The sequence below is a fragment of the Arthrobacter endolithicus genome, assembly GCF_026627425.1.
Taxonomy (GTDB): domain Bacteria; phylum Actinomycetota; class Actinomycetes; order Actinomycetales; family Micrococcaceae; genus Arthrobacter_M.
Window position 1 is genome coordinate 111,686 of the sequence record NZ_JAPNLH010000001.1, and the last position, 22,988, is coordinate 134,673.

A 22,988-nucleotide genomic window follows, 5' to 3' on the forward strand; every position below is an offset into this window, starting at 1 on the left:
ATCCACTCGTTCAGGGCTACGAGTGGCTGATGGATCCGATGCACTGGCAGGGACCGGAAGGCATTCCGCTGCGGTCGCTGGAGCACTTGGGCTACAGCGGCCTGACTCTGGCCATCGCCGTCGCCATTGCGGTGCCGATCGGGCTGTATGTCGGCCACACCGGTCGGGGACGCGTCGTCGTCATTTCGCTTGCCGGCGTGCTGCGCGCTCTGCCCACTCTAGGCATTCTGACCCTTTTTGTGCTGCTGGCCGGGCTGGGGCTGATGCCGCCCATCTGGGCCCTGGTGTTGCTCGCTGTCCCGCCGATTCTGGCCGGAACGTACGCGGGAATCTCCGCGGTGAGTAAGGACACGGTCGACGCCGCACGAAGCATGGGGATGACCGAGCCACAGATCCTGTTCCGGGTGGAGGTCCCCAACGCCCTGCCGGTCATCCTGGGCGGCTTCCGTGCCGGTGTCCTGCAGGTGGTGGCGACCGTCGCGGTGGTGGCATACATCAATCTGGGCGGCTTGGGGAGATTCCTAATCGACGGATTATCCGTCAGCGATTACGGCCGTGTCCTGGGCGGGGCCGTGGTGATCGCTGCACTGGCCATTTGTGTTGATATTGTGCTGGCAGGCATTCAACGCCTGGCCGTCTCACCAGGTCTCAAAGCGCCCCGACGTCTACGGGGCGATTCACCGACTGGCCGTGAAACCATCACTGCCAGCGTACAAGGAGGAAATTCATGACGCATATTCAGCGCCGGATGGTTGCACGCCGTGCCGTTTTTGGTCTCGCAGCGGGGGTATCGCTGACCCTGGCCCTGAGCGCGTGCGGGGGCGGCGGCGGTAATCCGCTCAAGGACCCGACCACGAGCGCCGCAGCGGGATCCGGCGGATCGGTGATCGTGGGCAGCGCGGACTTCCCGGAAAACGCCACCATTGCCGAGATTTATGCGGGTGCGTTGAATGCCGCGGGAGTCACGGCGACCACGAAGCTCAATATCGGTTCACGCGAAATTTACTACCCGGCCCTCAAGGATGGATCGATAGATATCATTCCGGACTATAGCGGTAATCTCTTGGTCAAAGTCGATCCGAGCAACACGGCAACGGATGCCGCCAGCATCGTCAAGGCGCTCAAATCCAAGCTGGACCCCGGCCTGAGCGTGCTGGACCCGGCGAAGGCCGAGGACAAGGACGCCATGGTGGTGACCAAGGTGACGGCGCAGAAATACAACCTCAAGTCGATCGACGATCTTGCCAAGGTCTGCGACAAGCTCACCCTTGGCGCGCCCCCTGAGTTCGCCGAGCGGTCCAATGGCTTGGCTGGACTGAAAGCCAAGTACAACTGTGTCCCAGCGAATTTCAAAAAACTCCCCAGCGGACCCGTGACGGTGAAGGCGTTGACCAGTGATGACGTCCAGGTTGCCGACATCTACACTACGACCCCTGACATTACCGATCAGGATCTTGTGGTGCTGGAGGACCCGAAGGGCAACTGGGCCGCGCAGCAGGTCATTCCGCTGGTGAAGACAGACAAGGTCAGCGACGCCGCCAAGACGGCATTGAACAAGGTCTCCAGCCTGCTCACCACCGATGACCTGATCTCGCTGAACCGCATGGTCAGCGGCGACCAAAAGTTGGATCCGAAGGCCGCAGCCGCAACCTGGCTCAAGGATAAGGGCATCACGAAGTAGCCCAGATCTATAAATAGCCTGGGCCGATAAGTTGCCCGGGCCGATAACTAGCCCGGACCCGATCGGTGGTCCCGGCACCCGGACCCTTCGGCTAGCCGAAAGCCGGGTGCAGGGGCCACTTTTCGTGGATTGGCCTCTGCGGCGCGCGCGAGGACGACGTCTGCGCCCGGGAGGATATGCAATATTTGGTAGATGGCAGAATTCAGGCAATCCAGCAAGCTTCGTAACGTCCTCTACGACATCCGCGGACCTGTTTTGGAACATGCGCAGAAAATGGAAGCCGAGGGTCACCGGATTCTTAAGCTGAACATCGGGAATCCGGCGCCGTTCGGATTTGAGGCACCGGATGCCATTTTGGTGGATATGATCCGTCACCTGCCGCACGCCCAGGGCTACAGTGACTCGCGGGGCATCTTTTCCGCGCGCACCGCCGTCGTGCAGTACTACCAGACGCGGGGCATCAGCACCATCGATGTCGACGACGTCTACCTCGGCAATGGGGTCAGCGAACTTATCACGCTCTCACTGATGGCGTTGCTGAACAACGGCGATGAAGTGCTGGTGCCGACGCCCGACTACCCGCTGTGGACAGCCTCCGTAAGCCTGGCGGGCGGCCGCCCCGTGCATTACCTGTGCGACGAAAACTCTGCCTGGTGGCCCAATCTGGCCGACCTGGAAGCCAAGATCACACCCCGCACCAAAGGGATTGTCATCATCAATCCAAATAACCCGACGGGTTCGGTTTACCCGCGGCACATCCTCTCCGGCATGGTGGACCTGGCTCGTAAACACGGTCTGGTGGTCTTCTCCGACGAGATCTACGAAAAGATCCTCTACGACGAGGCCGTGCACATTAATACCGCAACGATTACCGGCGACGACGTTCTGTGCATGACGTTCAGCGGTTTGTCGAAGGCCTACCGGATCTGCGGCTACCGCTCAGGCTGGCTGGCGATCTCCGGGCCCAAATCGATGGCTGCGGACTATTTGGAGGGAATAAATCTGCTGGCGAATATGCGCATGTGCGCCAATGTGCCCGGCCAGCATGCCATCCAGACTGCGTTAGGCGGACATCAGAGCATTACGGATCTGATTCTTCCCGGCGGACGGCTCAAAGAGCAGCGCGACCTCGCCTACCGGATGCTCAACGATATTCCGGGCGTCAGCGTCGAGCAGGCTCACGGCGCGTTGTATCTGTTCCCGCGGCTGGACCCGGAGGTGTATCCGATCAAAGACGACGAGAAGTTCGCTCTGGACCTGCTGACGGAGCAGAAAATTCTCATCTCCCACGGAACCGCCTTCAACTGGATCCGCCCGGATCACTTCCGCCTGGTCACTCTGCCCAATGTCACCGACCTGGAAGAGGCAGTTGGCCGGATCGGCGAATTCCTCAGCCATTACCGTCCCTGACGGGGGACTAGGCTGGACCAAACCGATGCGGCGGGGCAGCTGCGGCAGATTCAAGTGCAAAGGTGTGGACCAATGGCGAAGCGGCATAAGGCAACGAAGTCCGGTTTTGTGAAGGACCCTCTCAAGATGCTCAAGGCAGGGGCGGGTTTTGTGCTCGCTGACGCGCCGACCGATGCAGCACCCGGATTCACCGGCAAAAAGCGCGACGGACAATTGCTGTTGGCCGAGCGGACCAAGGCCCTTGGGGTTCTCCAGGAGCAGTTGTTCGCCCAGGGTCAGTACAGCGGTGTCAATTCGGTGCTGCTGATTCTGCAGGCGATGGATACCGCCGGCAAGGGAGGCATCGTTTCCCACGTGGTGGGATCCGTCGACCCGCAAGGTGTTCAGCTGAAGGCCTTCAAAACGCCGACGCCGGCCGAGAAGCGGCACGATTTTCTTTGGCGGATCGAAAAGGAAGCACCAAAGCCCGGGATGATCGGGGTCTTCGACCGTTCGCATTACGAGGACGTGCTGATTCATCGGGTCCATCACTGGGCCACGACTGATGAACTGGATCGGCGCTACAAAGCCATCAACGATTTTGAGTCGAAGCTGACAGACAGCGGCACCCACGTCATCAAAATCATGCTCAATATCACCCCGGAGATTCAAAAGGAACGTCTGGCCGCCCGCCTCCAGGATCCCACGAAGTACTGGAAGTACAGGGAGAGCGACCTGGCCGAACGAGCGTTTTGGCAGGAATACATGGACGCTTACCAGGTGGCAATCGAGCGGACCAGTACAACCCTTGCTCCATGGTTCGTCGTGCCCGCGGGGAAGAAGTGGTATGCCCGGTTAGCCGTGCAGGAGATCCTGCTGGCGACTCTTGCCGGCCTGAAACTGACCTGGCCGGATGGTGACTTCAACCTCGACGAGGAACGTCGAAAGGTCGCCGAGGCCTAGCTTTGGACTTCGCCGGACGTGCCTGACCCGGAAGCGTCGCGCGCAAGCCGGGCCTTGGCGCCCTCCAGCCACTCCTCGCACTTCTTTGCCAGCGCTTCACCGCGTTCCCATAATCCCAGCGACTCCTCGAGGCTGGCCCCGCCGGCCTCGAGCTGGCTGACCACGCTGACTAACTGCTCCCGTGCCTGTTCGTAGCTCAAGGCAGCTACGTCCGTGTTTAGCGCCGGTGCAGCCTGGCTGTTCGGGTTGGTGCTCATGCGGATCCGTTCTTGGATATCGACAGTGGGGGAGGGGACGGCGGGTCGTGGAGGCAGTGGGTTTAAGCCAGCGGGGTTAAGCGGGTAGAAGTGTTTCGGTGGGTAGGGGCATGGAAGCCGGTCCGGCAACCACTGCGGCGAACTCGCCCGCCGCCACGCGAATCCGCAGCGCAGCCTCATGGGAGACCTGATCCGGTGAACGGACAACGGTTCCGTCCGCTAACTGCACCACGGCGTAACCACGGTTCAGCGTCTTCTGCGGTGACAGCGCCGTCACCTGGGCCAACAGGTGCCTGATATTATCCGTGTGCCGGTCCAGGCCCGTGCCGATGGCGGACCTGGCGCGTGAGCGCAGGCGGGAGATGTCCTCGCCCCGAACCGTGACCATGCCGGCAGGATCGGCCAACACCGGGCGCGAATGCAGTTGGTGCAGCCGTTCCGTTTCCCGCTCGATCAATGAATGGATTCTTCGGTGCAGGTGCCCCCGCGCCTGTTGGACGCGGGCTCGTTCCTCAGCGACGTCCGGAACTATCCGTTTGGCGGCGTCGGTCGGGGTGGACGCTCGAAGATCAGCGACGTCATCCAGCAGCGGGTGATCCGCTTCGTGGCCTATCGCGCTGACCACCGGGGTTCGCGCCGCCGCCACGGCCCGGACCAGGCGTTCATGGCTGAAGGCGAGCAGGTCTTCGAGGGAACCGCCGCCACGGGCAATCACGATCACGTCCACGGCCGGGTTGGCGTCGAGTTCCGCCAGCGCGCCGGTGACCTGCGCAACGGCGTTGACACCCTGGACCGCTACCTCCCGGATCTCGAACTGGACGGCGGGCCAGCGAAGCGAGGTGTTACGCAGCACGTCCTTCATGGCATCCGAGTTGCGGCCGGTGATCAACCCGATGCAGTGCGGGAGCAACGGGAGCTTTGACTTCCTGTCCGCGTCGAAGAGGCCCTCGGCGGCCAAAGCATGACGCAGCTGCTCAATCCGGGCCAGGAGATCCCCGAGTCCGACCGGCCGAATATCGCGGCTTTGCATGGACAAGCGACCGGTCTTGAGCCAGAACTCGGGCTTCAGCTGGGCGACGACCCGGGCACCGCGCTCCAGCGGACGCTCCATGGCTGCCATGACCGAGCCCCACACGGTGACGCTGAGCGAAACCTCGGCGTCAATGTCCCGCAGAGTCACGTAACTGACATTGGCGCGACGATTAAGTTCAATGACCTGCCCTTCCACCCAGGCAGACGGCGCCCGCTCGATGTGCGCTTTGAGCTTTTCGGACAGCAAATGCAACGGCCAGGGGTTTTCGGCGGTCGTCTCACCCGCCGTCGCCGGGATGGACATCTGCGCCGGTAATGCGCCATTGGTACTGCCGCCGGATCCGGTACTGCCGCCGGATCCGGAACGGCCGCCGGAACCTGAGCCGGCGTCGTCGGCCCATCCGGTGTCGTCGCCGCCGGATTCTCCGCGAAGCCTGCCCGGAGCAGGGCTACCGCTGGGCGGAAAGGATATTTCAGCCACGGGACGTACCTCCAGATTCGGTCACAATTCCACTCTAACCACATCATGCATCAGCCCACGGACACCGGCGCCCTTTTAGCTCCGTTGCCAGCGGAGACCTCGCGGCCGGATACAGTGGTGCCCTGACCTGCGTGGCATGCCTTGGCGTTCCCTGGCGTGAACGACTACGCACCGACGGCTGAACTTAGGGGAGATTGATGCGCACTCTTGTCGCCGCCATCATGGTCTTACTGGCGTTGGTTTTGACTGCCGTGGCCGTCCCGGCCATTTGGGCTGACCGCCATGTTGTCCAGGAAGACGGATTCGTCGCAATGGCAGCCCCCTTGGGCTCGGATACCGCGTTCCAGCAGGCACTGGCGGATGCGACGGTGAAGACCGTGGCGTCGCAGTTGAAGCTCAATTCCGGTCTGCTGACCCTGGTCCAGCCCGGCATCGAGTCGGCCGCGAAGGCGCTCAGCTCCGACCCGGGCTATCCTGGCGCCTGGACCGAAACCCTGCGCCGCAGTCACCGGCTCACTGTTGCCGATACCCCCGGCTCGGCCGGGCAGGACCGATTGACCTTGGATATTGCGCCGCTGCTGACACTGCTCGAGACCAAGGTGGCGGCGGGCCTTGGCGTGACGGTGACGCCGCCTGACCAGGTTTTGATTGAGGTGGGCCAGCCCGCCCAACGTACGGCCATCGTCCAGTTGAGCACCTACACGCCCCTTGGCTATTGGCTGGCCGGCGGCGCGGTGCTTGCACTGCTGCTGGCCTTGGTGATCGCACGACGGCGAACGGGCACCCTGGTCTTGGCCGGGCTCGGTCTCGCTGTGGTTGCCGGTCTATGGAAGCTGGCCGTGGACCGCGTCAGCGCCACAGTGCTGACGAGTAACAGCGGTAACCCGATCGCGGAGCTCTTCAAGGCACAATTTGTCGCCGCTGCCACCAAGGACTTCGGGCAATGGATCGTGGTCGCGCTGGTGGTCGCCGTATTCCTGATGGTGGTCGGCGTCCTGGGGAGTGTGTTGCGCCGAGAGCATGGTTCCTCCAGAGGGTCTCGGACCAGCACGTAGACTGGCTTTATGACCAGCACTGCCGTTTCCTTCCCCATGCCTGCGGTACCGCGCCGGCGCCGAACGCCCGCCCAGGTCGCGGCTGCTGTGCCTGTTGCGGGACCGAAGAAAGTTCTGCTGGCCGCGCCTCGCGGCTACTGCGCCGGGGTCGACAGGGCCGTGATCGCGGTGGAAAAGGCGCTGGAACACTACGGACCCCCGGTCTACGTCCGTAAGCAAATTGTGCATAACGTACACGTGGTCAGTTCGCTGGAGGCAAAGGGCGCGGTTTTTGTCGAAGAGAATGAGGAAGTTCCCGAAGGCGCTCTCGTTGTCTTTTCGGCGCACGGGGTTTCGCCAGCCGTGGTGGCCTCCGCCGCGGACCGCGGACTGCGCACGATCGATGCAACATGTCCGCTGGTGACCAAGGTCCACCGCGAGGCCGTGCGGTTCGCCAAGGATGATTTCGACATCCTGCTGATCGGACATGAGGGCCACGAAGAGGTCGAAGGAACAGCCGGGGAGGCTCCCGACCACATCCAGATAGTCAATGGACCTCACGAAGTGGGATCTGTCACGGTCCGCGACCCCGAAAAGGTCATTTGGCTGTCCCAGACGACGCTCAGCGTGGACGAGACGATGGAAACTGTCCGGCTGCTCAAGGAACGCTTCCCCACGTTGCAGGACCCACCCAGCGATGACATCTGTTACGCAACCACGAACCGCCAGGTCGCCATCAAGAATATTTCCCCGCGCGCGGATCTCGTGCTTGTTGTCGGTTCGGCAAATTCCTCGAACTCGGTGCGCCTGGTGGAGGTAGCCCTTGAGTACGGGGCCAAGAAATCGTACCGGGTGGACTTCGCCAATGAAGTGGATGAAAGCTGGTTTGAGGGTGTTGCCACGGTCGGGGTCACCAGCGGCGCCTCGGTTCCGGAGATTCTGGTGCAGGATGTGCTGCGGCTGCTGGCTGATTACGGGTACGCAGACGTCGAGGAAATCGTCACCGCAGAAGAAGACCTGCTGTTCTCCTTACCCAAGGAACTGCGCGCCACGCTGAAGGCCGCCGGTGATACCACCCGCGGGCTGGGCGGCAGAGGCACCCGCCCTTCCAACTGACCCAGTTGGGTGCTGCGGGCTAGTTGCGTCCGGCCGGGGCGGCAAGCAGCTCGGGAGCGCTCACTGACCGCGGGGAAACCTCCACCGACGGCGGAGTGGCCAGCGTCTGAGGGTCCAGTGAGTTCAGTTTGCGGGCAGTGGGGAGAACCCGGGCTTCCAGCGTTCCGACCAGCGCGTTATAACGATCTACCGAGGACTTCAGCGACAAGCCAAGTTTGCCTACATTGTCTCCGAGAGTTCCGAGCCGGGTGTACAGCGCGCTGGAGAGCTCGAAAAGTTCCTTGGCGCTCTCGGTCAGCACATCCTGGCGCCAGCTGAAGGCAACGGCCTTGAGGATTGCCAGCAGGCTGACGGGGGAGGCCAGCACCACATTGCGGGCTATCGCATGATCCAGCAGCAGTGGATCCGCCAGCAGCGCCGCGGACAGAATGGATTCCGCCGGCACGAAACAGATCACCAGTTCCGGTGTATTGGTGCCGGATTCCCAATACTTCCTGCCTGCCAGAGCGTCGACATGGGCCTTGAGCGCCTTGGCATGGCGGAGCAGCAGCTCTTCGGCGGTACCCCCGGTTGGGGCGGAGCCCGGGGCGGGGGAGGCACCCGGGGGGGTGCTCTCATGCGCCTGCAAATATGAGGTCAGCGGTACCTTGGCATCCAGGACGATTTCCTTGTTGCCGGGCAGCCGCACCACCATGTCCGGCCGGCTGACTCCGTCCGCAGTGGCCGTATGCACCTGTTCGGTGAAATCCACGTGCGCGAGCATTCCGGCGGCCTCCACCACCCGACGCAGCTGCACCTCGCCCCACTTACCCCGCGCGCTGTTGGACCTGAGCGCCGAGGCCAGGGACGTCGTCGTCAGCAGCAGCTGTGCATCGGCGTCCTTGGCATCGCGCAGCTGCTGGGAGAGCTGGCTGTATTGTTCCACCCGGTCCCGCTCCAGCAATGCGACCTGGCGCTGCACCTCAGAGAGCTTTTCCGCCACCGGTCCCAGCGCATTGAGCACGGAAGCGTCCGTGGCCTGCCGCTCCCCGAGTGCACGGTTAGCCGTCCCGAGCAGCCGGCGTTCGGCGTCGGCTCCGGCCAGCTCGGCGGTCACTTGCCCCAGCCTGGTGCTGACGCCGTCGAAATCCTTTTCCGTCTCCGCCAGCCGCCGGCGGAAGTACACCGCCGCAAGCGCAGCCCCCACAATCAGGCCAATCAGCAACATCAATGACGTTAGTAAAACCACGAATCCATCCATCTGACTACCTTCCCATGCGGCACCGACATCATCCCTGACGCAACGTCCGGGGTGGCTCCCGCGGCGGACCTGCCAGCGCTGAGGACAGCGCCGGCCAGCGCCGGACCGTGCAGGACCGTGCAGGGACGGTAAGCTTTCATATCGTGGCTCTTACTATTGGCATTGTCGGACTGCCCAACGTCGGCAAATCAACCCTATTCAACGCACTGACGCGCAATAACGTGCTCGCGGCGAACTATCCGTTCGCTACGATCGAGCCCAACGTCGGCGTCGTCAGCCTTCCCGATCCACGGCTTGCCAAGCTCGCAGAGGTCTTCGGCTCCGCGCGCCTACTGCCGGCCACCGTCTCGTTCGTCGACATTGCCGGCATCGTCAAGGGCGCCTCCGAGGGCGAGGGACTGGGCAACAAGTTCCTGGCAAATATCCGCGAGGCGGAGGCAATCGCCCAGGTCATCCGGGTGTTTGATGACCCCGATGTGGTGCACGTGGACGGTAAAGTCGATCCACGTTCCGACATGGAAACCATCAACACCGAACTGATCCTGGCCGATCTGCAGACCATCGAAAAAGCCATCCCGCGTATCGAGAAGGCCGTGAAGCTCAAGCAGCGCGAGCCGGCAGAGCTGGCGGCGATTCAGAAGGCCCAATCCGTGCTGGAGCGCGGCGACACCATCTTTTCCTCCGTCGCCTCCGACAAGCTGGAGCCCGAATACCTCAGCGAGCTGAGCCTGCTGACGGCCAAGCCGTTCATTTACGTTTTCAATGTCGACGACGCCGTGCTGGGCAGCCCCGAACGCCAGCAGGAGCTGCGCAACCTCGTGGCGCCCGCGGACGCGATCTTCCTGGACGCCAAGCTGGAATCCGATCTGGTGGAACTGGATCCGGAAGAAGCACGCGAGATGCTGGAAATGAGCGGCCAGGAGGAATCCGGGCTGGACCAGTTGGCCCGGGTCGGCTTCCACACCCTGGGCCTGCAGACCTACCTGACCGCCGGGCCCAAGGAGACACGGGCCTGGACCATCCACCGGGGCGATACAGCTCCGCAGGCCGCCGGGGTGATCCACACGGACTTCCAGCGCGGCTTCATCAAGGCAGAGGTAGTCAGCTTCGACGATCTGATAGCGGCCGGCACGATGGCGGAGGCCAAGTCCCGCGGCAAGGTCCGGATTGAAGGCAAAGAGTATGTGATGGTCGACGGCGACGTGGTGGAGTTCCGGTTTAACGTTTAGGGATATTGACGGTTTTCGTTTTACTCCGGTCGCTTGATCGCATCTTTCGGCAGTAGGAACACCGAGCGGATCTGGCACGAGCAGTCGGGGTCCCGCCCCGACGGATCAATGAGATCGTCCATGGCAAGCGCGGCATCACCGCCGACACGGCCAGCCGGCTGGCGCGGTTTTTCGGAAACATCAGATGAGTTCTGGATGAACCTGCAGTCTAACTTACGAGCTGCGGCTCGAGCGTAGGGACAAGGTCGCCTTGATCACGCCGCTGAAGGTCGCGTAGCCGAGGGTATCGAGGTGCGTTTGATTGCTCGTGATAGACCGCAGCCGTTCGGGATGTCATGGAGGCCAATCCCGGTTATGGGCTGCGTTTGGGAAGCACGAAACCACCGCCGGCTGCAGCGGATGATGCGTTGACGGCCCTACCTCTTGGCGTCGATGCTGTGGGCTGTTGATTACTCTGTGACGGAATGTGGTGGTGTTTAGATTTGACGTGTAGGTGAATTCTGGTCTTCTGTTTTTTTTGGGGCAGGCAGGCATGCAATTCTGACTCGATAGGAAATGTTATGTAAGCGCCTGCATCTGCTGTGTAGCACGGTGCTACCATGGGAGCATGACTAGGACCAGCCAGCCGACCCGTCTTCCCGCAGACGTGTACGATTCTGCGCTTGCAGCCACGGTTGTCACATCCCGCACCGTGCCTCAGCAGATTGCGCATTGGGCCCGCATCGGACGCGAGCTGGAGATGTCGCCGGGGGTGAACCACCGTGCGATCACCCAGGTCCTCGCGGGCACGAGCTCATACGACTCGCTCGGAGAGCAGGAGCAGGCAATAGTCCGTGAGGAATGGGCCGACCGCATGGCTACGCTGCGAGGCGAACTGGACTACGCGGCGCAGTTCGCCGCCGCAGGCGAATCGTACTCAGAGGTCGACGAGAACGGCAACCTCCTCGTTCACCCGGCTCGCGGCTGATGCCGCTGCTGCATCTGCTCGCTGGACCCAACGGTGCCGGGAAGTCCAGCTACGTCCATGACGTCCTGAAGCCGACGACAGGCCTGCCGTTCATCAACGCCGACGAGATCGCCGCTTCGCTGTGGCCCGATGGCCAAACAGCGCATGCTTACGAGGCCGCGCAGATAGCCGAAGCGCGGCGTCGCGAGCGGATCGCCGACGGTGAGTCCTTCATTTCGGAAACGGTGTTCTCACACCCAAGCAAGGTTCAGCTTGTCTCAGACGCCGTGGACGCCGGATACCTTGTGTATCTGCATGTAGTCATCGTCACTGTCGAGCTCACCGTCCAGCGCGTCCTCGAGCGCGTTCGCCGCGGCGGCCATGAGGTGCCTGAGCAGAAGATCCGAGACCGCTACGCGCGTCTGTGGGTGCATGTCGGCGCGGCGATCGGAATTGCCGATATGACCGCGGTGCTCGACAACAGCAGCGCACGAGCGCCATTTCGTCCGTGCGCTTCGTTTGAGCACGGCGTGCTCATCGGTTCACCGAGCTGGCCGACGTGGACGCCGCGCGCGCTGCGGGAAGCTGAAGGCGGTGGCGATGACGGCCAACGCGACGGCGAGTAGACCGGCGATCGGGGAGGCGTTGCACAATTTGTAGCGTTTCCAAACGCAGGAACGGGCCGAGTTCAGACTTAACTCCCGGTTGAGGCGCGCGGAACGCTGTTCGCGCTCATCGAACGCATCAACGAGGACCACGACGCGTGTCTCCGGGAGCCGTTCACTGGCATCGGGAAACCTGAGCAGCTCAAGTACGGTGCGCAGGGCGCGTGGTCACGGCGAATCACCGACGAGCACCGGCTCGTGTACCTCGTCGGCGGCGACGACCTGGTGATCCTTCAGGCCCGATACCACTACTGACATTAGGCTGCAGGCCACAGCTAGACTGGGTGAAACCGGATGGAGACGTATGGATGCTGACGTAATCGTCATCGGAGCGGGCCTGGCGGGTCTGCAGTGCGCACGTCGTGCGCAGCGAAGCGGCCACAGTGTCCTGATCCTTGAGGCTGAGGACGCCGTTGGTGGTCGTGTTCGGACCGACCGAGTCGACGGATTCCTGTGCGACAGGGGTTTTCAGTTGCTGAACCCGGCGTACCCGGCGGTGCGCCAATGGATCGATGTGCCCGCGCTCGAGCTGCAGAAGTTCGGCGTGGGGGTGGTGGTCCGCAAGGGTCAGACCGCCACCACTCTTGCTCATCCGATCCGCCATCCGCGACATGCCCTCGCCACCTTGCGTAGTCAGCTCACCCCCGTCTCTGACGTCGTCGCCTTTGCCCGGTGGATGGTACCGGCCCTGCTGCGTCACTCCACAGCCTCCACGTCCGCACGCGATGAAATGCTAGCTGCCTCATTTGACGCGGCTGGGTTTACCGGTCGGCTCCGACGCGACGTGATCGATACTTTCCTGGCGGGGGTTCTTGCCGATACTTCCGGGGAAAGCTCCGCCAACTATGTACGTCAGCTGATGCGTTTCTTCGCGGCCGGTGCACCGGGGCTTCCACGCGCCGGAATGCAGGCACTGCCGGAACAAATGGCAGCGTCGCTCGTCAAGCCAGTGCGGCTGGGGACTGCGGCGCGGGACCTGCGGGAGACGGCCGACGGCGTCAAGGTCATGACGGATAACGGAACGATCCGGGCGCGCGTCGCCGTGGTCGCCGTCGGAGCTCAGAATGTGGCTGAACTGACAGGACTGCCTACTCCGGTCACCCGAGGGTTGACCACGTGGTGGTTCCGGGCCCCGGCTCGTCCGCGGTCAGGTCCTTTCCTCATGGTGGACGCCACACGACCCGGCGGCGGACCGGCCGGACCAATCTGGCACACGGCCGTGGTCTCCGAAGCTGCGCCTTCGTACGCTCCGGGTGGAGAAAACCTCGTCGAAGCGACGACCTTATTGGACCGTCCTGACGGCCTTGCAGGAGAAGCCGACGTGCGCCGGGACCTTGCACGTCTCTATCTGACCTCCACTGACGATTGGGAGGTGCTCGTCCACCACGTGGTACCGCACGCGCTCCCGGCTCAGCCACCGCCGCTTGAGGCCCCCGGTCCCAAGTGGATGGGCCGGAGGATACTTGTCGCAGGAGATCACCGGGCCAGCGGCTCCATCCAGGGCGCACTGCACTCCGGAGAGCAAGCCGCCCGGACTGTGGAGAGTGTTCTGGCCTCTTGAGAGAGGCGGCGCGCCCGGCCACCCTTTTTCTGATCGCACGGGTTGACCCGGAACGGGCGAGCTGGTTCCGGGAGGCTGTCGAGCTGTGGGGACGGGTCTGCCGGCGGGTGACTAGCGAAGGCGATTGCGCGCTTGCGGCGATGCGAAGACGGTTGTGACCCCGGGGGAGTACAGCACCGAGTCAGGCGCCCGATCAGCCAGCCCTGCCAATCCCGCAGCAGCCAGCAGCCCGTCGTTGAAGTAGAGAAGTTCAGCATGCCGGAGCGGCCATGGTTCATGATGATTACGGCAGTAAATGGTGTGACCGACGTGACTTTCGTGAAAACCCCAGCGTGCCGTCAAAAACGTCGAGATCGGGTCGGCCGCGATCGCAGCGTTCGCCACGCAGTCATCGCCGGGGCGCACGATGATGTGAGAGGCTGCATCGGGTTGACCGTGCCGCCTCGTGAGATACGCGACTTTGCCGTCACGTTTATCGAGTTTCATGGCCGCCCACTGATATTTCAGGCCAAATGCCGCCCGCGCAATAAGGACCGGGATGAAGTGCGAAGCCTCAAGACTGAGGAAGACAACTCCTCGATGGCCTTTCTCGTCAATGGAATAGAGACGAACATTGACTTCGGGAAAGTCACCGAGCCACGGGATACTTGGGCTGCCAAAGAAGGAACTCTTGGACATCTGAAACGCTATGATCCCCACCCACGCACTTGAGTCAATCACGTCGGGAGAGCAACCCGCGGGCATAAAAGGTTCAAGGGCTCTCGGGTCTATCCTCCAGTGCAGGAACGTCACTTCACTCCAACGTTGCCGCAGAATAGCGGCACTGCCCAGTGCCGGGGCCTGCGTGCCTGGGGCAACGGCGTTCATTGTGACGCCTGCTGAAAGCGTCGGAATGTATACGGCGGCAGGCTCCGGTTGATTTCCGGTGAGCAAAACTCCAAGTCCCGCACCACCCATCTGAGAAATAACGCGCATCTGCGTCCGCTTCACGGTACAGGCGCGGGAGTTCGTGAGGATGAACCGTGCGTTCGCCGTTTCATCAGTGTTATGGCCAGAATAGCAGTGCTGTCGAAGCTCCAGGTTGGCCGGGTTGGCCGTCCTTTTGGCTGAACGCCGCTAACCGTTCTTTTGCGCGTAGTAGCGGAAGGGTGATGCGGGATCGGGGAGTAATCCATGGTGCATAGGAAGGGCCCGATCTGCCGGATCCTTGGGAAACTCGTCATAGAATGTCGACAGTGACATGTACTTGTTGCCATCCTCGTAGTGCTCGGCTTCTGCCTCCCGAGAGGCCGCGTAGATGACAGCTCTGGGCGCCGCATAGTACAGCGCGCCCAAGCACATGGGACAAGGATGCGCGGTGATGTAAACATCGTATTCGCTGAGGTCGCGCAGTCCTTGTTCGGCGGCCAGGCGAAGCGCTTGAATTTCGGCGTGGGCCGTGACATCCCCTGTCTGCGCCACCTGGTTGGTCGCTTCAATGGCAACCTTTCCTTGGTGCACCAGGAGGCAGGCAAACGGCTTCCCGCCGGCGTCGACGTTCTCGTGTGCCAAATCCACTGAGCGCTGAACGAAGCGGCTTTCGGGGGTTACCGGCGAGTCTTCTGTGTCCATGGACACTCACCCTACCGGGACTATAGGCGAGGTGGAACAGACTGAGGTGCCCAAGTCAGGAGTACTTCAGCGCTGGACGTGGCGGCGGTGTGTCTGCTGGCAGGGTCTTTGGTGGAACGGACGGGAACTGCGGTGCGCGCGCTCCCGGAGTACCCTCCCGCTCCTGGCGAAACCGCTGTTCTGCGCACTCTCGGCCCCGTTGATGACAGGATGTACTTCATCTCGATAACGAGTTCCCAATGCAGGTTGTACCCGGCCGGCCGGCAGCAAGAACCCGGCCTAGGCTTGCACCGGCGCGGTGCCACAACACCTAAGGAGGAGAAATGCGTTTCGGACGTATTTCCAGAGCCGTGGGCGCGGCGGCAACAGCGGTGCTCATCCTGAGTGCTTGTACGGGCGCGCCGGGCAGCGTCAGCACCAGTTCCGGCACGTCCGGCGGGGCCGTCGGGGGTAGGGTGACACTGGCCGAGACGAATGGGTTCACCTCGTTCAACCCCAATGCCGGCACCGGCAGTGCGGACATCAATTCCAAAATTGCCTACGCCACGCACAGCGGGTTCAACTACGTCGACAACAAGCTTAACGTGGTCAAGAACGACAAATTCGGCAAATACGAGAAGGTCTCGGACAATCCGCTGACCATTAAATACACGATCAACGACGACGTTAAATGGTCCGACGGCGCACCGGTGGACGCCAACGATCTCATGCTCGCCTGGGCGGCCCAGTCGGCCTATTTCAATGACGCAGCCCTGGACAGCGGCGGGAAAGTGCTCAAAGGTACGCAGTATTTCGATTACGGCGGCGCGGCCCTTGGCAACGGCTCTGCGCTGGCCATGACGGACCTTCCGGAAATCGGCGACAACGGGCATTCCCTGACGCTGAAATACGCCAAGCCCTTCGCGGACTGGGAGATCGCGTTTGGTTCGCTGGTGGATATTCCGGCCCATGTTGTGGCCCAGAAGGCGGGCCTGAAAGATGCCGCCGCGCTCAGCGCCCTCTTTAAGGAGCTGCCCAAGGGCAACCCGGACGTCCCGGCAGCGCCGAATACGGACCTCGAGAAGATTGCCCAGTACTGGAATTCCGGCTTTGCTGCCAGCACCATGCCCACGGACACCTCGGTCTTTCTGTCCAACGGCCCGTATATCGTCACCAGCATGGTGCCCGGACAGTCGCTCACGCTAAGCCGCAACACGGACTATAAGTGGGGACCCACCGCGCAACTGGACGGTATCAACGTCCGTTTCATTGCCGATGCTTCCGCCCAGGTCACGGCCTTGAAGAACGGCGAAACTGACATTATTTCACCCCAGCCCACCGCCGACACTGCGGCAGCACTGCAGGCACTCTCCGGGCAGGGCATTGCTTTAGAGCAGTTCTCGAAGCTTTCCTACGATCACCTGGACCTGAGTTTTTCCGGCGTTTTTGCCGACCAGAATGTCCGCAAGGCGTTCTTAAAGACCATCCCGCGCCAGGACATAGTGCGCCAAACAGTCCAAAGGACGGATGCCAGTGCCCAGCCGCTGGAGTCCGAGGTCTTCCTGCCCGAGCAGCCGGGATACGACGACACGGTCAAGGACAATGGCTCGTCCGCGTTTGCCGGTGTGGACATTGAAGGAGCCAAGAGACTGCTTAACGGCGCGACGCCGACGGTGCGTGTCATGTACAGCAAAGCGAACACGAACCGTGCGGACGCGTTCACGCTGATTGCACAGTCGGCCTCCCTCGCGGGTTTTAAGGTCGTCGACGGCGGACTGGGCGCGGACTGGCCCCAGCACCTTGGTGACGGCAGCTACGATGCAGCAATCTTCGGCTGGAACAGTGTGGGAGTTGGCATCAGCCAGATTCCGCAGCTGTTCAGAACCGGCAGCGCCTCGAACTACAACAACTTCTCCGACTCGGAGGCGGACAAGCTGATGGACCAGTTGACCGTCATCGACAACAAGACCAAGCAGGAAGAGCTGCTCCGTGCGCTGGACAAGACCATTTGGGCCGCTGACTATGGTCTGCCCCTGTTCCAAACTCCCGGGGCCGTGGCGCACGATGCCGCCATCACCGGGGTGGAGCCGATGCCCGGCGAGACCGGCGTCTGGTGGAACTACTGGCAGTGGGCGCGAAAGTAGCGGTCGGTGTCAACAGTATCCTCGAGGAAATCAAAGGTTACATCTCGGTAACAAGATCAGCACAAGAGGCGTCTGCGTATCCTGCGGGATGTCATTGGGGTTTAGGCTCGTGTTTACGTGATGCTGGCCACATACCTGTGGTGAACGACCTCAGCACAAAAAAACTCCGGCACAAATCAATGCCGGAGTTCACTCGCACAGAAAATAGGAGGCGGAATGCGTTTTTCGCGTATTTCCAAAGCTCTCGGCGTTGCCGCAGTTGTAGCCATGGGCATAACAGCCTGCAGTGGCGGCGGTACCGGCAGCAGCAGCACCGGCGCCGGCTCGGGCAACACCAGCAAAGTTATCAACGCATATGGTGGAGAACCGCAGAACCCGTTGCTCCCGGCCAACACGAATGAGGTGTATGGCGGCCGTGTGATGGACATGATCTACTCCGGTCTGGTCAGTTACGACGCCTCCGGCAAGACGGTGAACGAGCTGGCGGATTCCATCAAAACCACCGATTCGCAGACCTACACCATCAAGCTGAAAACCGGTGAAAAGTTCAGCGACGGCTCGCCCGTTACGGCCAAGAACTTCGTGGATGCCTGGAACTTCGGTGCGCTGAGTACGAACGCCCAGCTGAACTCCTACTTCTTCGAGTCCATCGAGGGCTATGACGCGGTAAGCGCGATGGCTCCGGACAAGAAGACCGCAGCCCCTACGGCGCAGACGATGTCCGGTCTAAAGGTCGTCGATGACAGCACCTTCACGGTGAAGCTGACGCAGCCCGAATCGGACTTCCCGCTCCGTCTGGGCTACACCGCGTTCTACCCGCTGACCGAAGCAGCCATTGCCGATCCCAAGGCCTCCGGCGAGAAGCCGGTCAGCACCGGGCCGTACATGCTCAAGACCTGGACCCATAACTCTTCACTTGAGCTCGTGCCGAACCCGAACTACACCGGTCCGCGTAAGCCCAAGAACGCCGGTATCACGTTCAAGGTCTACACCACGGCAGATGCCGCGTATTCGGATCTTCAGTCCAACAACCTGGATGTTCTGGACGGCATTCCCGCGGCCAGCCTGAAGTCCTTCCAGCAGGATCTGGGCGACCGCAGCATCATCAAGCCCTACGCCGGCAATGCCACGCTGACCATCCCGAGCTACCTTCCCGCTTTCCAGGGCGAGGCGGGCAAACTCCGCCGCCAGGCGATCTCTAAGTCGATTGACCGCCAGCTGATCATTGACAAGATCTTCAATAAGACCAAGCAGATCGCCAAGGACTTCACCGCCCCTGTCATTGAGGGTTACTCCGACAGCATCCCGGGCGCCGACGTCCTGAAGTTCGATGCCACGGCCGCCAAGAAGCTGTGGGATCAGGCAAACGCCATCACCCCGTGGGATGACTCGACCTTTACGATCGCTTACAACGTTGACGGCGCCGGCAACAAGGAATACGTCGATGCGGCCACGAACGAGATCAAGAATGCACTGGGCATCAAGGCCGAGGGCAAGCCGTACGCGACCTTCAAGGAGCTGCGCAACGACGTGAACAAGAAGCAGCTGACCGGAGCTTCACGCGCCGGCTGGCAGGCAGACTACCCGTCGCTGTACAACTTCCTCGGGCCGCTGTACGGCACCGGAGCCGGTTCCAACGACGGAAGCTACTCGAACCCCGCCTTCGACGCGAAGCTGAAGGAGGGCCTGTCGGCCAAGAGCACGGACGAAGGCAATAAGATCTTCAACCAGGCTCAGGAGATCCTGTTCAAGGATCTGCCGGTTATCCCGCTGTGGTACCAGGAGCAGACGGGTGGCTGGAGCACCAACGTCACCGGTGTTGACTTCGGCTGGAATGGCGTTCCGCTGTACCAGAACATCACGGGCAAATAAATCTAGTCGTACACTGATGGGGCCCGGCCTTTTGGTCGGGCCCCATCGCATGGCTGAACAAGAAATCACTGCAAAGGTATCCATGTCACTCTTTGTCGTTTACTTCGATTCCACCAGGATCTCGTAATGCTACGGTTCATCCTCCGGCGGGTGCTTCAGGTAATCCCTGTCTTCGTCGGATCTACACTCCTTGTATATTTCCTGGTTTTTTCCATGGCAGGCAATCCAATCGATGCCTTGTCGGGGGGAAAACCCATTAGCCCGGCCGTGGTAGCCCAGCTCACAGCCCAGTATCATCTGGACCAGCCGTTCATTGTGCAATACGGCATCTTCATCAAAAATCTCTTCACTTTCAATCTGGGTACCAGCTTTTCCGGACGTCCCATAGCCGCCATCATCGGACAGGCCTTTCCGGTTACGGCGCGTTTGGCGATCATGGCTCTGGCCATTGAGGCCATTTTCGGTGTCACCGCCGGCGTGATTGCCGGCCTGCGCAAGGGCAAGCTTTTCGACGGCACCGTCCTCCTCGCCTCCTTGGTGGTTATCGCCATTCCGACCTTTGTGCTCGGCTTCCTGCTGCAGTTCGTCGTCGGGGTCAAGCTTGGCTGGGCCAAACCGACGGTCAGCTCCGGCGCTGACTGGGGGGACCTGATCCTTCCGGCCGTCGTTCTGGGTCTTGTCTCCTTCGCTTATGTCCTCCGCCTGACCCGGACCAGCATCCTGGAAAACATGAATGCTGACTACGTCCGTACCGCGACGGCGAAAGGCCTGTCGCGTCCACGGGTGATCATGGTCCATATTTTGCGGAACTCGCTCATTCCCGTCGTCACCTTCCTCGGTGCCGATCTTGGCGGCCTGATGGGCGGAGCCATCGTCACGGAGGGCATTTTCAACGTCCCCGGTGTCGGTAATACTTTGTATCGTGCAGTTCTCTCGGGCGAGGGTCCGATGGTCGTTTCGATCGTCAGTATTCTCGTGCTTGTGTTCGTGCTCGCCAACCTGCTGGTGGACCTGCTGTACGCCTGGCTAGACCCAAGGATTCGTTATGCCTGAAAATTCGCCTCTCAGAGATACCCAAAGTTTGCGCGCGTTGCCCAAAATGGAACATTTTGTTGCCGACATCGAGCAGACGCCGCTGCAGGCCACCGATTCGCTTAACGAACAGGCGGCGCCGCTGAGCATGTGGGCGGAGGCGTGGAAGAACCTGCGCCGGCAGCCGCTGTTCATAATTTCGGCGCTCCTGATTCTGCTGGCTCTGGTCGTGGCTTTCTTTCCGGGACTGTTTGTCCAGGTCTCGCCCACGCAGTGTGATCTGATCAACTCCAATGCCGGCCCGTCCGGTGGGCATCCGCTTGGCTTCACGCTCCAGGGCTGTGACGTTTATGCCCGCGTCATCCAAGGCACCCAGGCATCCCTTGCCGTTGGAGTCTTCTCCACGATCGGCGTCGTCATCATCGGCGGCATTTTGGGCGCCGTCGCAGGCTACTACGGCGGTTGGATCGATGCCGTTCTCGCGCGGCTGGCGGACATCTTCTTTGCCTTGCCTCTGATCCTTGGTGCAATCGTCATCAACTCCCTGCCGTACGTCCGCGAACACCGTAGCGTATGGACGGTGGTGGCCACGCTCGTGGTCCTGGGTTGGCCGCAGATTGCGCGCATCACTCGAGGTGCCGTCATCGAGGTCCGCAACGCTGATTTTGTGGTGGCCGCGAAGTCTTTGGGAGTTTCGCGGGTGAAGGCGTTAATCACGCACGTAATTCCAAACTCGCTCTCACCCGTCATTGTTATCGCGACGGTGTCGTTGGGTATCTTCATCGTGGCCGAGGCGACCATGTCCTTCTTGGGCATCGGTCTCCCGGGATCGGTGATGTCGTGGGGTAATGACATTGCCTCCGCGCAGACTTCCCTCCGGGATAACCCGACAACCCTGCTGTGGCCGGCACTGGCACTGTCGATTACCGTACTGAGCTTCATTATGCTCGGCGACGCCGTGCGTGATGCTCTTGATCCGAAGGCACGTAAACGATGAGCAAAGACCGAGTGCAGATCACCGAAGAAGCTACGTCCGAACCGCGTCCGCTGCTGGAGCTGCGGGACCTGGCCATCACGTTTGACACCTCCTCCGGAGAAGTCCCGGCGGTGCGCAATGCGAACCTGACCATCATGCCGGGTGAGACCGTGGCAATAGTGGGTGAGTCGGGGTCGGGAAAGTCGACGACGGCGCTGGCCGCCATCGGGCTGCTGCCCGAAAACGGCCGCGTCAGCGGCGGCAGGATTCTCTTTGACGGTGAGGACCTGACCAAGGCGGACAGCAAGCGCATCATTGAGCTGCGTGGACGCTCCATCGGGATGGTCCCGCAGGATCCGATGTCCAACCTGAATCCGGTCTGGAAGATCGGGTATCAGGTCAGGGAAACCCTTCGAGCGAACAATCTGGCGCGTAAGGATGTTGATGTGCAGGTGGCGGAGGTGCTGGCCGACGCCGGGCTGCCGGACGCGGCTCAGCGTGCCAAGCAGTATCCGCACGAATTTTCCGGCGGTATGCGCCAGCGGGCGCTCATCGCCATCGGACTGTCCTGCAGCCCCAGGCTGCTGATTGCGGACGAACCAACGTCCGCCTTGGATGTGACCGTCCAGCGCCAGATTCTGGACCACTTGGCAACCATGACAGCGGATCTGGGGACGGCCGTCCTGTTGATCACGCATGATCTCGGTCTGGCCGCAGAGCGCGCCGAGAAGGTTGTTGTCATGTACAAGGGACGGGTGGTGGAATCGGGGCCTGCGCTGGAGATCCTGCGCAACCCCCAGCACCCCTATACCCAGCGCCTGGTGGCTTCGGCACCGTCGCTGGCCTCGCAGCGGATTAAGTCGGCCAAATCGGCGGGCGTGAAATCCGCGGACATTCTGACGCCGGAGTCAGGGGCCACGAAGGCGAAGTCCGACGACGTCATTGAGGTCAAAAATCTGACCAAGGTGTACAAACTCCGGGGCGGGAAAGGTGCCGGCGCGGACTTCAAGGCCGTGGATGACGTCTCCTTCAACATCAAGCGCGGAACCACGCTGGCCGTGGTGGGAGAATCCGGTTCGGGTAAATCCACGGTTGCCAAAATGGTGCTGAACCTGGAGAAGCCCACCGGTGGAAACATTATCTTCGACGGCATTGACCTCACAGCGCTGGATAAAAAGGCGCTGTTCAACTTCCGTCGACGGGTGCAGCCGATCTTCCAGGATCCTTATGGCTCGCTGGATCCGATGTACAACATCTACCGGACCATCGAAGAACCGCTGCGGGTGCATGGCATCGGGGACAAGAAGAGCAGGGAAGCGAAGGTCCGCGAGTTGCTGGACCAGGTTGCCCTGCCCGCCTCGTCGATGCGGCGCTTCCCGAACGAGCTCTCCGGCGGTCAGCGCCAGCGTGTGGCGGTAGCCCGGGCCTTGGCGTTGGACCCGGAAATCGTCATCTGCGATGAGGCTGTCTCCGCGCTGGACGTTTTGGTGCAGGCGCAGATCCTAAACCTGCTGGCGGACCTGCAGGCGGAGTTGGGGCTGACCTACCTGTTCATCACCCATGACCTGGCCGTGGTCCGTCAGATTGCCGACCATGTCTGCGTGATGGAAAAGGGCAAAGTGGTGGAAGCCGGCACCACGGACCAGGTCTTCAATGCCCCGGCCGAGGCCTACACCCGCGCTCTGCTGGACGCGATCCCAGGGTCCCGGCTGGAACTGCGTCCCGAGGTGGCTTAGCCCCTCAGCGGTACATCCTTTTGGTCGGCAGTTGTGGTTCCTCG

The 22,988-nt window shown here is 61.7% G+C and carries 20 protein-coding genes and 2 pseudogenes; 17 read left to right on the plus strand and 5 right to left on the minus strand.

All coding sequences use genetic code 11. The annotated features are described in order from the left end of the window. Positions 1–29: 29 nt before the first annotated feature. The 4 genes from OS914_RS00595 (at position 30) to OS914_RS00610 (ending at position 4,033) form a co-directional block, all read left to right on the plus strand. Positions 30–731, plus strand: a complete 702-nt coding sequence (locus OS914_RS00595; RefSeq protein ID WP_267544344.1) for an ABC transporter permease — start codon at positions 30–32, stop codon at positions 729–731. Beyond that, positions 728–1,681, plus strand: a complete 954-nt coding sequence (locus tag OS914_RS00600; protein ID WP_267544118.1) for an ABC transporter substrate-binding protein — start codon at positions 728–730, stop codon at positions 1,679–1,681. Before OS914_RS00595 ends, OS914_RS00600 begins: the two co-directional genes overlap by 4 nt. Positions 1,682–1,873: 192 nt before the next feature. Then, positions 1,874–3,091 carry a pyridoxal phosphate-dependent aminotransferase gene (locus tag OS914_RS00605; protein WP_267544119.1) on the plus strand — a complete coding sequence of 406 codons (1,218 nt, stop codon included), beginning with the start codon at positions 1,874–1,876 and terminating at the stop codon, positions 3,089–3,091. 72 nt (positions 3,092–3,163) lie between these two features. Continuing rightward, complete coding sequence (locus OS914_RS00610; protein ID WP_267544120.1) at positions 3,164–4,033, plus strand: PPK2 family polyphosphate kinase; 870 nt, start codon at positions 3,164–3,166, stop codon at positions 4,031–4,033. On the opposite strand, the gene OS914_RS00615 is transcribed toward OS914_RS00610, so the two are convergent. Next, positions 4,030–4,290 (minus strand): exodeoxyribonuclease VII small subunit, encoded by a 261-nt coding sequence (locus OS914_RS00615; protein ID WP_267544121.1) that lies wholly within the window; start codon positions 4,288–4,290, stop codon positions 4,030–4,032. The two genes, OS914_RS00610 and OS914_RS00615, sit on opposite strands and share 4 nt — an antisense overlap. Positions 4,291–4,366: 76 nt before the next feature. Beyond that, on the minus strand, positions 4,367–5,626 hold the full coding sequence (gene xseA, locus OS914_RS00620) for an exodeoxyribonuclease VII large subunit (protein WP_267544345.1): 1,260 nt from the start codon (positions 5,624–5,626) through the stop codon (positions 4,367–4,369). A 374-nt stretch (positions 5,627–6,000) separates the two neighbouring features. Between xseA and OS914_RS00625 the strand changes: the two genes are divergently transcribed. Together OS914_RS00625 and OS914_RS00630 are read left to right on the plus strand one after the other, a co-directional pair. Next, the gene (locus OS914_RS00625; protein ID WP_267544122.1) at positions 6,001–6,858 is read left to right on the plus strand and encodes a hypothetical protein; all 858 of its coding nucleotides are present in this window, start codon (positions 6,001–6,003) and stop codon (positions 6,856–6,858) included. A 9-nt stretch (positions 6,859–6,867) separates the two neighbouring features. Further along, on the plus strand, positions 6,868–7,953 hold the full coding sequence (locus OS914_RS00630) for a 4-hydroxy-3-methylbut-2-enyl diphosphate reductase (RefSeq protein WP_267544123.1): 1,086 nt from the start codon (positions 6,868–6,870) through the stop codon (positions 7,951–7,953). Positions 7,954–7,972: 19 nt separating this feature from the next. Here the strand turns inward: OS914_RS00630 and OS914_RS00635 are convergent, their stop codons facing one another. Beyond that, positions 7,973–9,193, minus strand: coding sequence for a DNA recombination protein RmuC (locus OS914_RS00635; protein ID WP_267544124.1), 1,221 nt, complete (start codon positions 9,191–9,193; stop codon positions 7,973–7,975). A gap of 143 nt (positions 9,194–9,336) precedes the next feature. Here OS914_RS00635 and ychF point away from each other — a divergent pair, with 143 nt between their 5' ends. From ychF to OS914_RS00665, 6 genes and pseudogenes are all read left to right on the plus strand, one after another. Beyond that, positions 9,337–10,422 carry a redox-regulated ATPase YchF gene (ychF, locus tag OS914_RS00640; protein WP_267544125.1) on the plus strand — a complete coding sequence of 362 codons (1,086 nt, stop codon included), beginning with the start codon at positions 9,337–9,339 and terminating at the stop codon, positions 10,420–10,422. A gap of 71 nt (positions 10,423–10,493) precedes the next feature. After that, positions 10,494–10,699 (plus strand): annotated as a pseudogene (locus OS914_RS00645) (HigA family addiction module antitoxin). A gap of 330 nt (positions 10,700–11,029) precedes the next feature. Further along, a complete protein-coding gene (locus OS914_RS00650; RefSeq protein WP_267544126.1) occupies positions 11,030–11,389 on the plus strand; it encodes a TA system antitoxin ParD family protein in 360 nt (119 codons plus the stop codon). After that, a complete protein-coding gene (locus tag OS914_RS00655) occupies positions 11,389–11,994 on the plus strand; it encodes an ATPase (protein ID WP_267544127.1) in 606 nt (201 codons plus the stop codon). The genes OS914_RS00650 and OS914_RS00655 overlap by 1 nt, the downstream gene beginning before the upstream one ends. 105 nt (positions 11,995–12,099) lie before the next feature. Further along, positions 12,100–12,288 (plus strand): annotated as a pseudogene (locus tag OS914_RS00660) (Txe/YoeB family addiction module toxin); the annotation flags it as partial. Positions 12,289–12,337: 49 nt separating this feature from the next. Then, a complete protein-coding gene (locus tag OS914_RS00665; RefSeq protein ID WP_267544128.1) occupies positions 12,338–13,594 on the plus strand; it encodes a flavin monoamine oxidase family protein in 1,257 nt (418 codons plus the stop codon). A 111-nt stretch (positions 13,595–13,705) separates the two neighbouring features. Here the strand turns inward: OS914_RS00665 and OS914_RS00670 are convergent, their stop codons facing one another. Both OS914_RS00670 and OS914_RS00675 read right to left on the minus strand, forming a co-directional pair. Further along, positions 13,706–14,461, minus strand: coding sequence for a YqjF family protein (locus OS914_RS00670; protein WP_267544129.1), 756 nt, complete (start codon positions 14,459–14,461; stop codon positions 13,706–13,708). Positions 14,462–14,710: 249 nt separating this feature from the next. Next, positions 14,711–15,205 carry a nucleoside deaminase gene (locus tag OS914_RS00675; RefSeq protein WP_267544130.1) on the minus strand — a complete coding sequence of 165 codons (495 nt, stop codon included), beginning with the start codon at positions 15,203–15,205 and terminating at the stop codon, positions 14,711–14,713. A gap of 323 nt (positions 15,206–15,528) precedes the next feature. On the opposite strand from OS914_RS00675, the gene OS914_RS00680 reads away from it, so the two are divergent. The 5 genes from OS914_RS00680 to OS914_RS00700 all read left to right on the plus strand — a co-directional run bounded on the left by OS914_RS00680 (position 15,529) and on the right by OS914_RS00700 (position 22,944). Next, complete coding sequence (locus OS914_RS00680) at positions 15,529–17,328, plus strand: ABC transporter family substrate-binding protein (RefSeq protein WP_267544131.1); 1,800 nt, start codon at positions 15,529–15,531, stop codon at positions 17,326–17,328. Positions 17,329–17,544: 216 nt separating this feature from the next. Beyond that, positions 17,545–19,200 (plus strand): peptide ABC transporter substrate-binding protein, encoded by a 1,656-nt coding sequence (locus OS914_RS00685; protein WP_267544132.1) that lies wholly within the window; start codon positions 17,545–17,547, stop codon positions 19,198–19,200. Between the two features lie 126 nt (positions 19,201–19,326). After that, positions 19,327–20,253, plus strand: coding sequence for an ABC transporter permease (locus OS914_RS00690; protein WP_267544133.1), 927 nt, complete (start codon positions 19,327–19,329; stop codon positions 20,251–20,253). Continuing rightward, positions 20,246–21,229 (plus strand): ABC transporter permease, encoded by a 984-nt coding sequence (locus tag OS914_RS00695; protein ID WP_267544134.1) that lies wholly within the window; start codon positions 20,246–20,248, stop codon positions 21,227–21,229. Before OS914_RS00690 ends, OS914_RS00695 begins: the two co-directional genes overlap by 8 nt. Then, positions 21,226–22,944: an ABC transporter ATP-binding protein gene (locus tag OS914_RS00700; protein ID WP_267544135.1), complete on the plus strand. Its 1,719-nt coding sequence runs from the start codon at positions 21,226–21,228 to the stop codon at positions 22,942–22,944. Before OS914_RS00695 ends, OS914_RS00700 begins: the two co-directional genes overlap by 4 nt. Positions 22,945–22,988 lie beyond the last annotated feature (44 nt).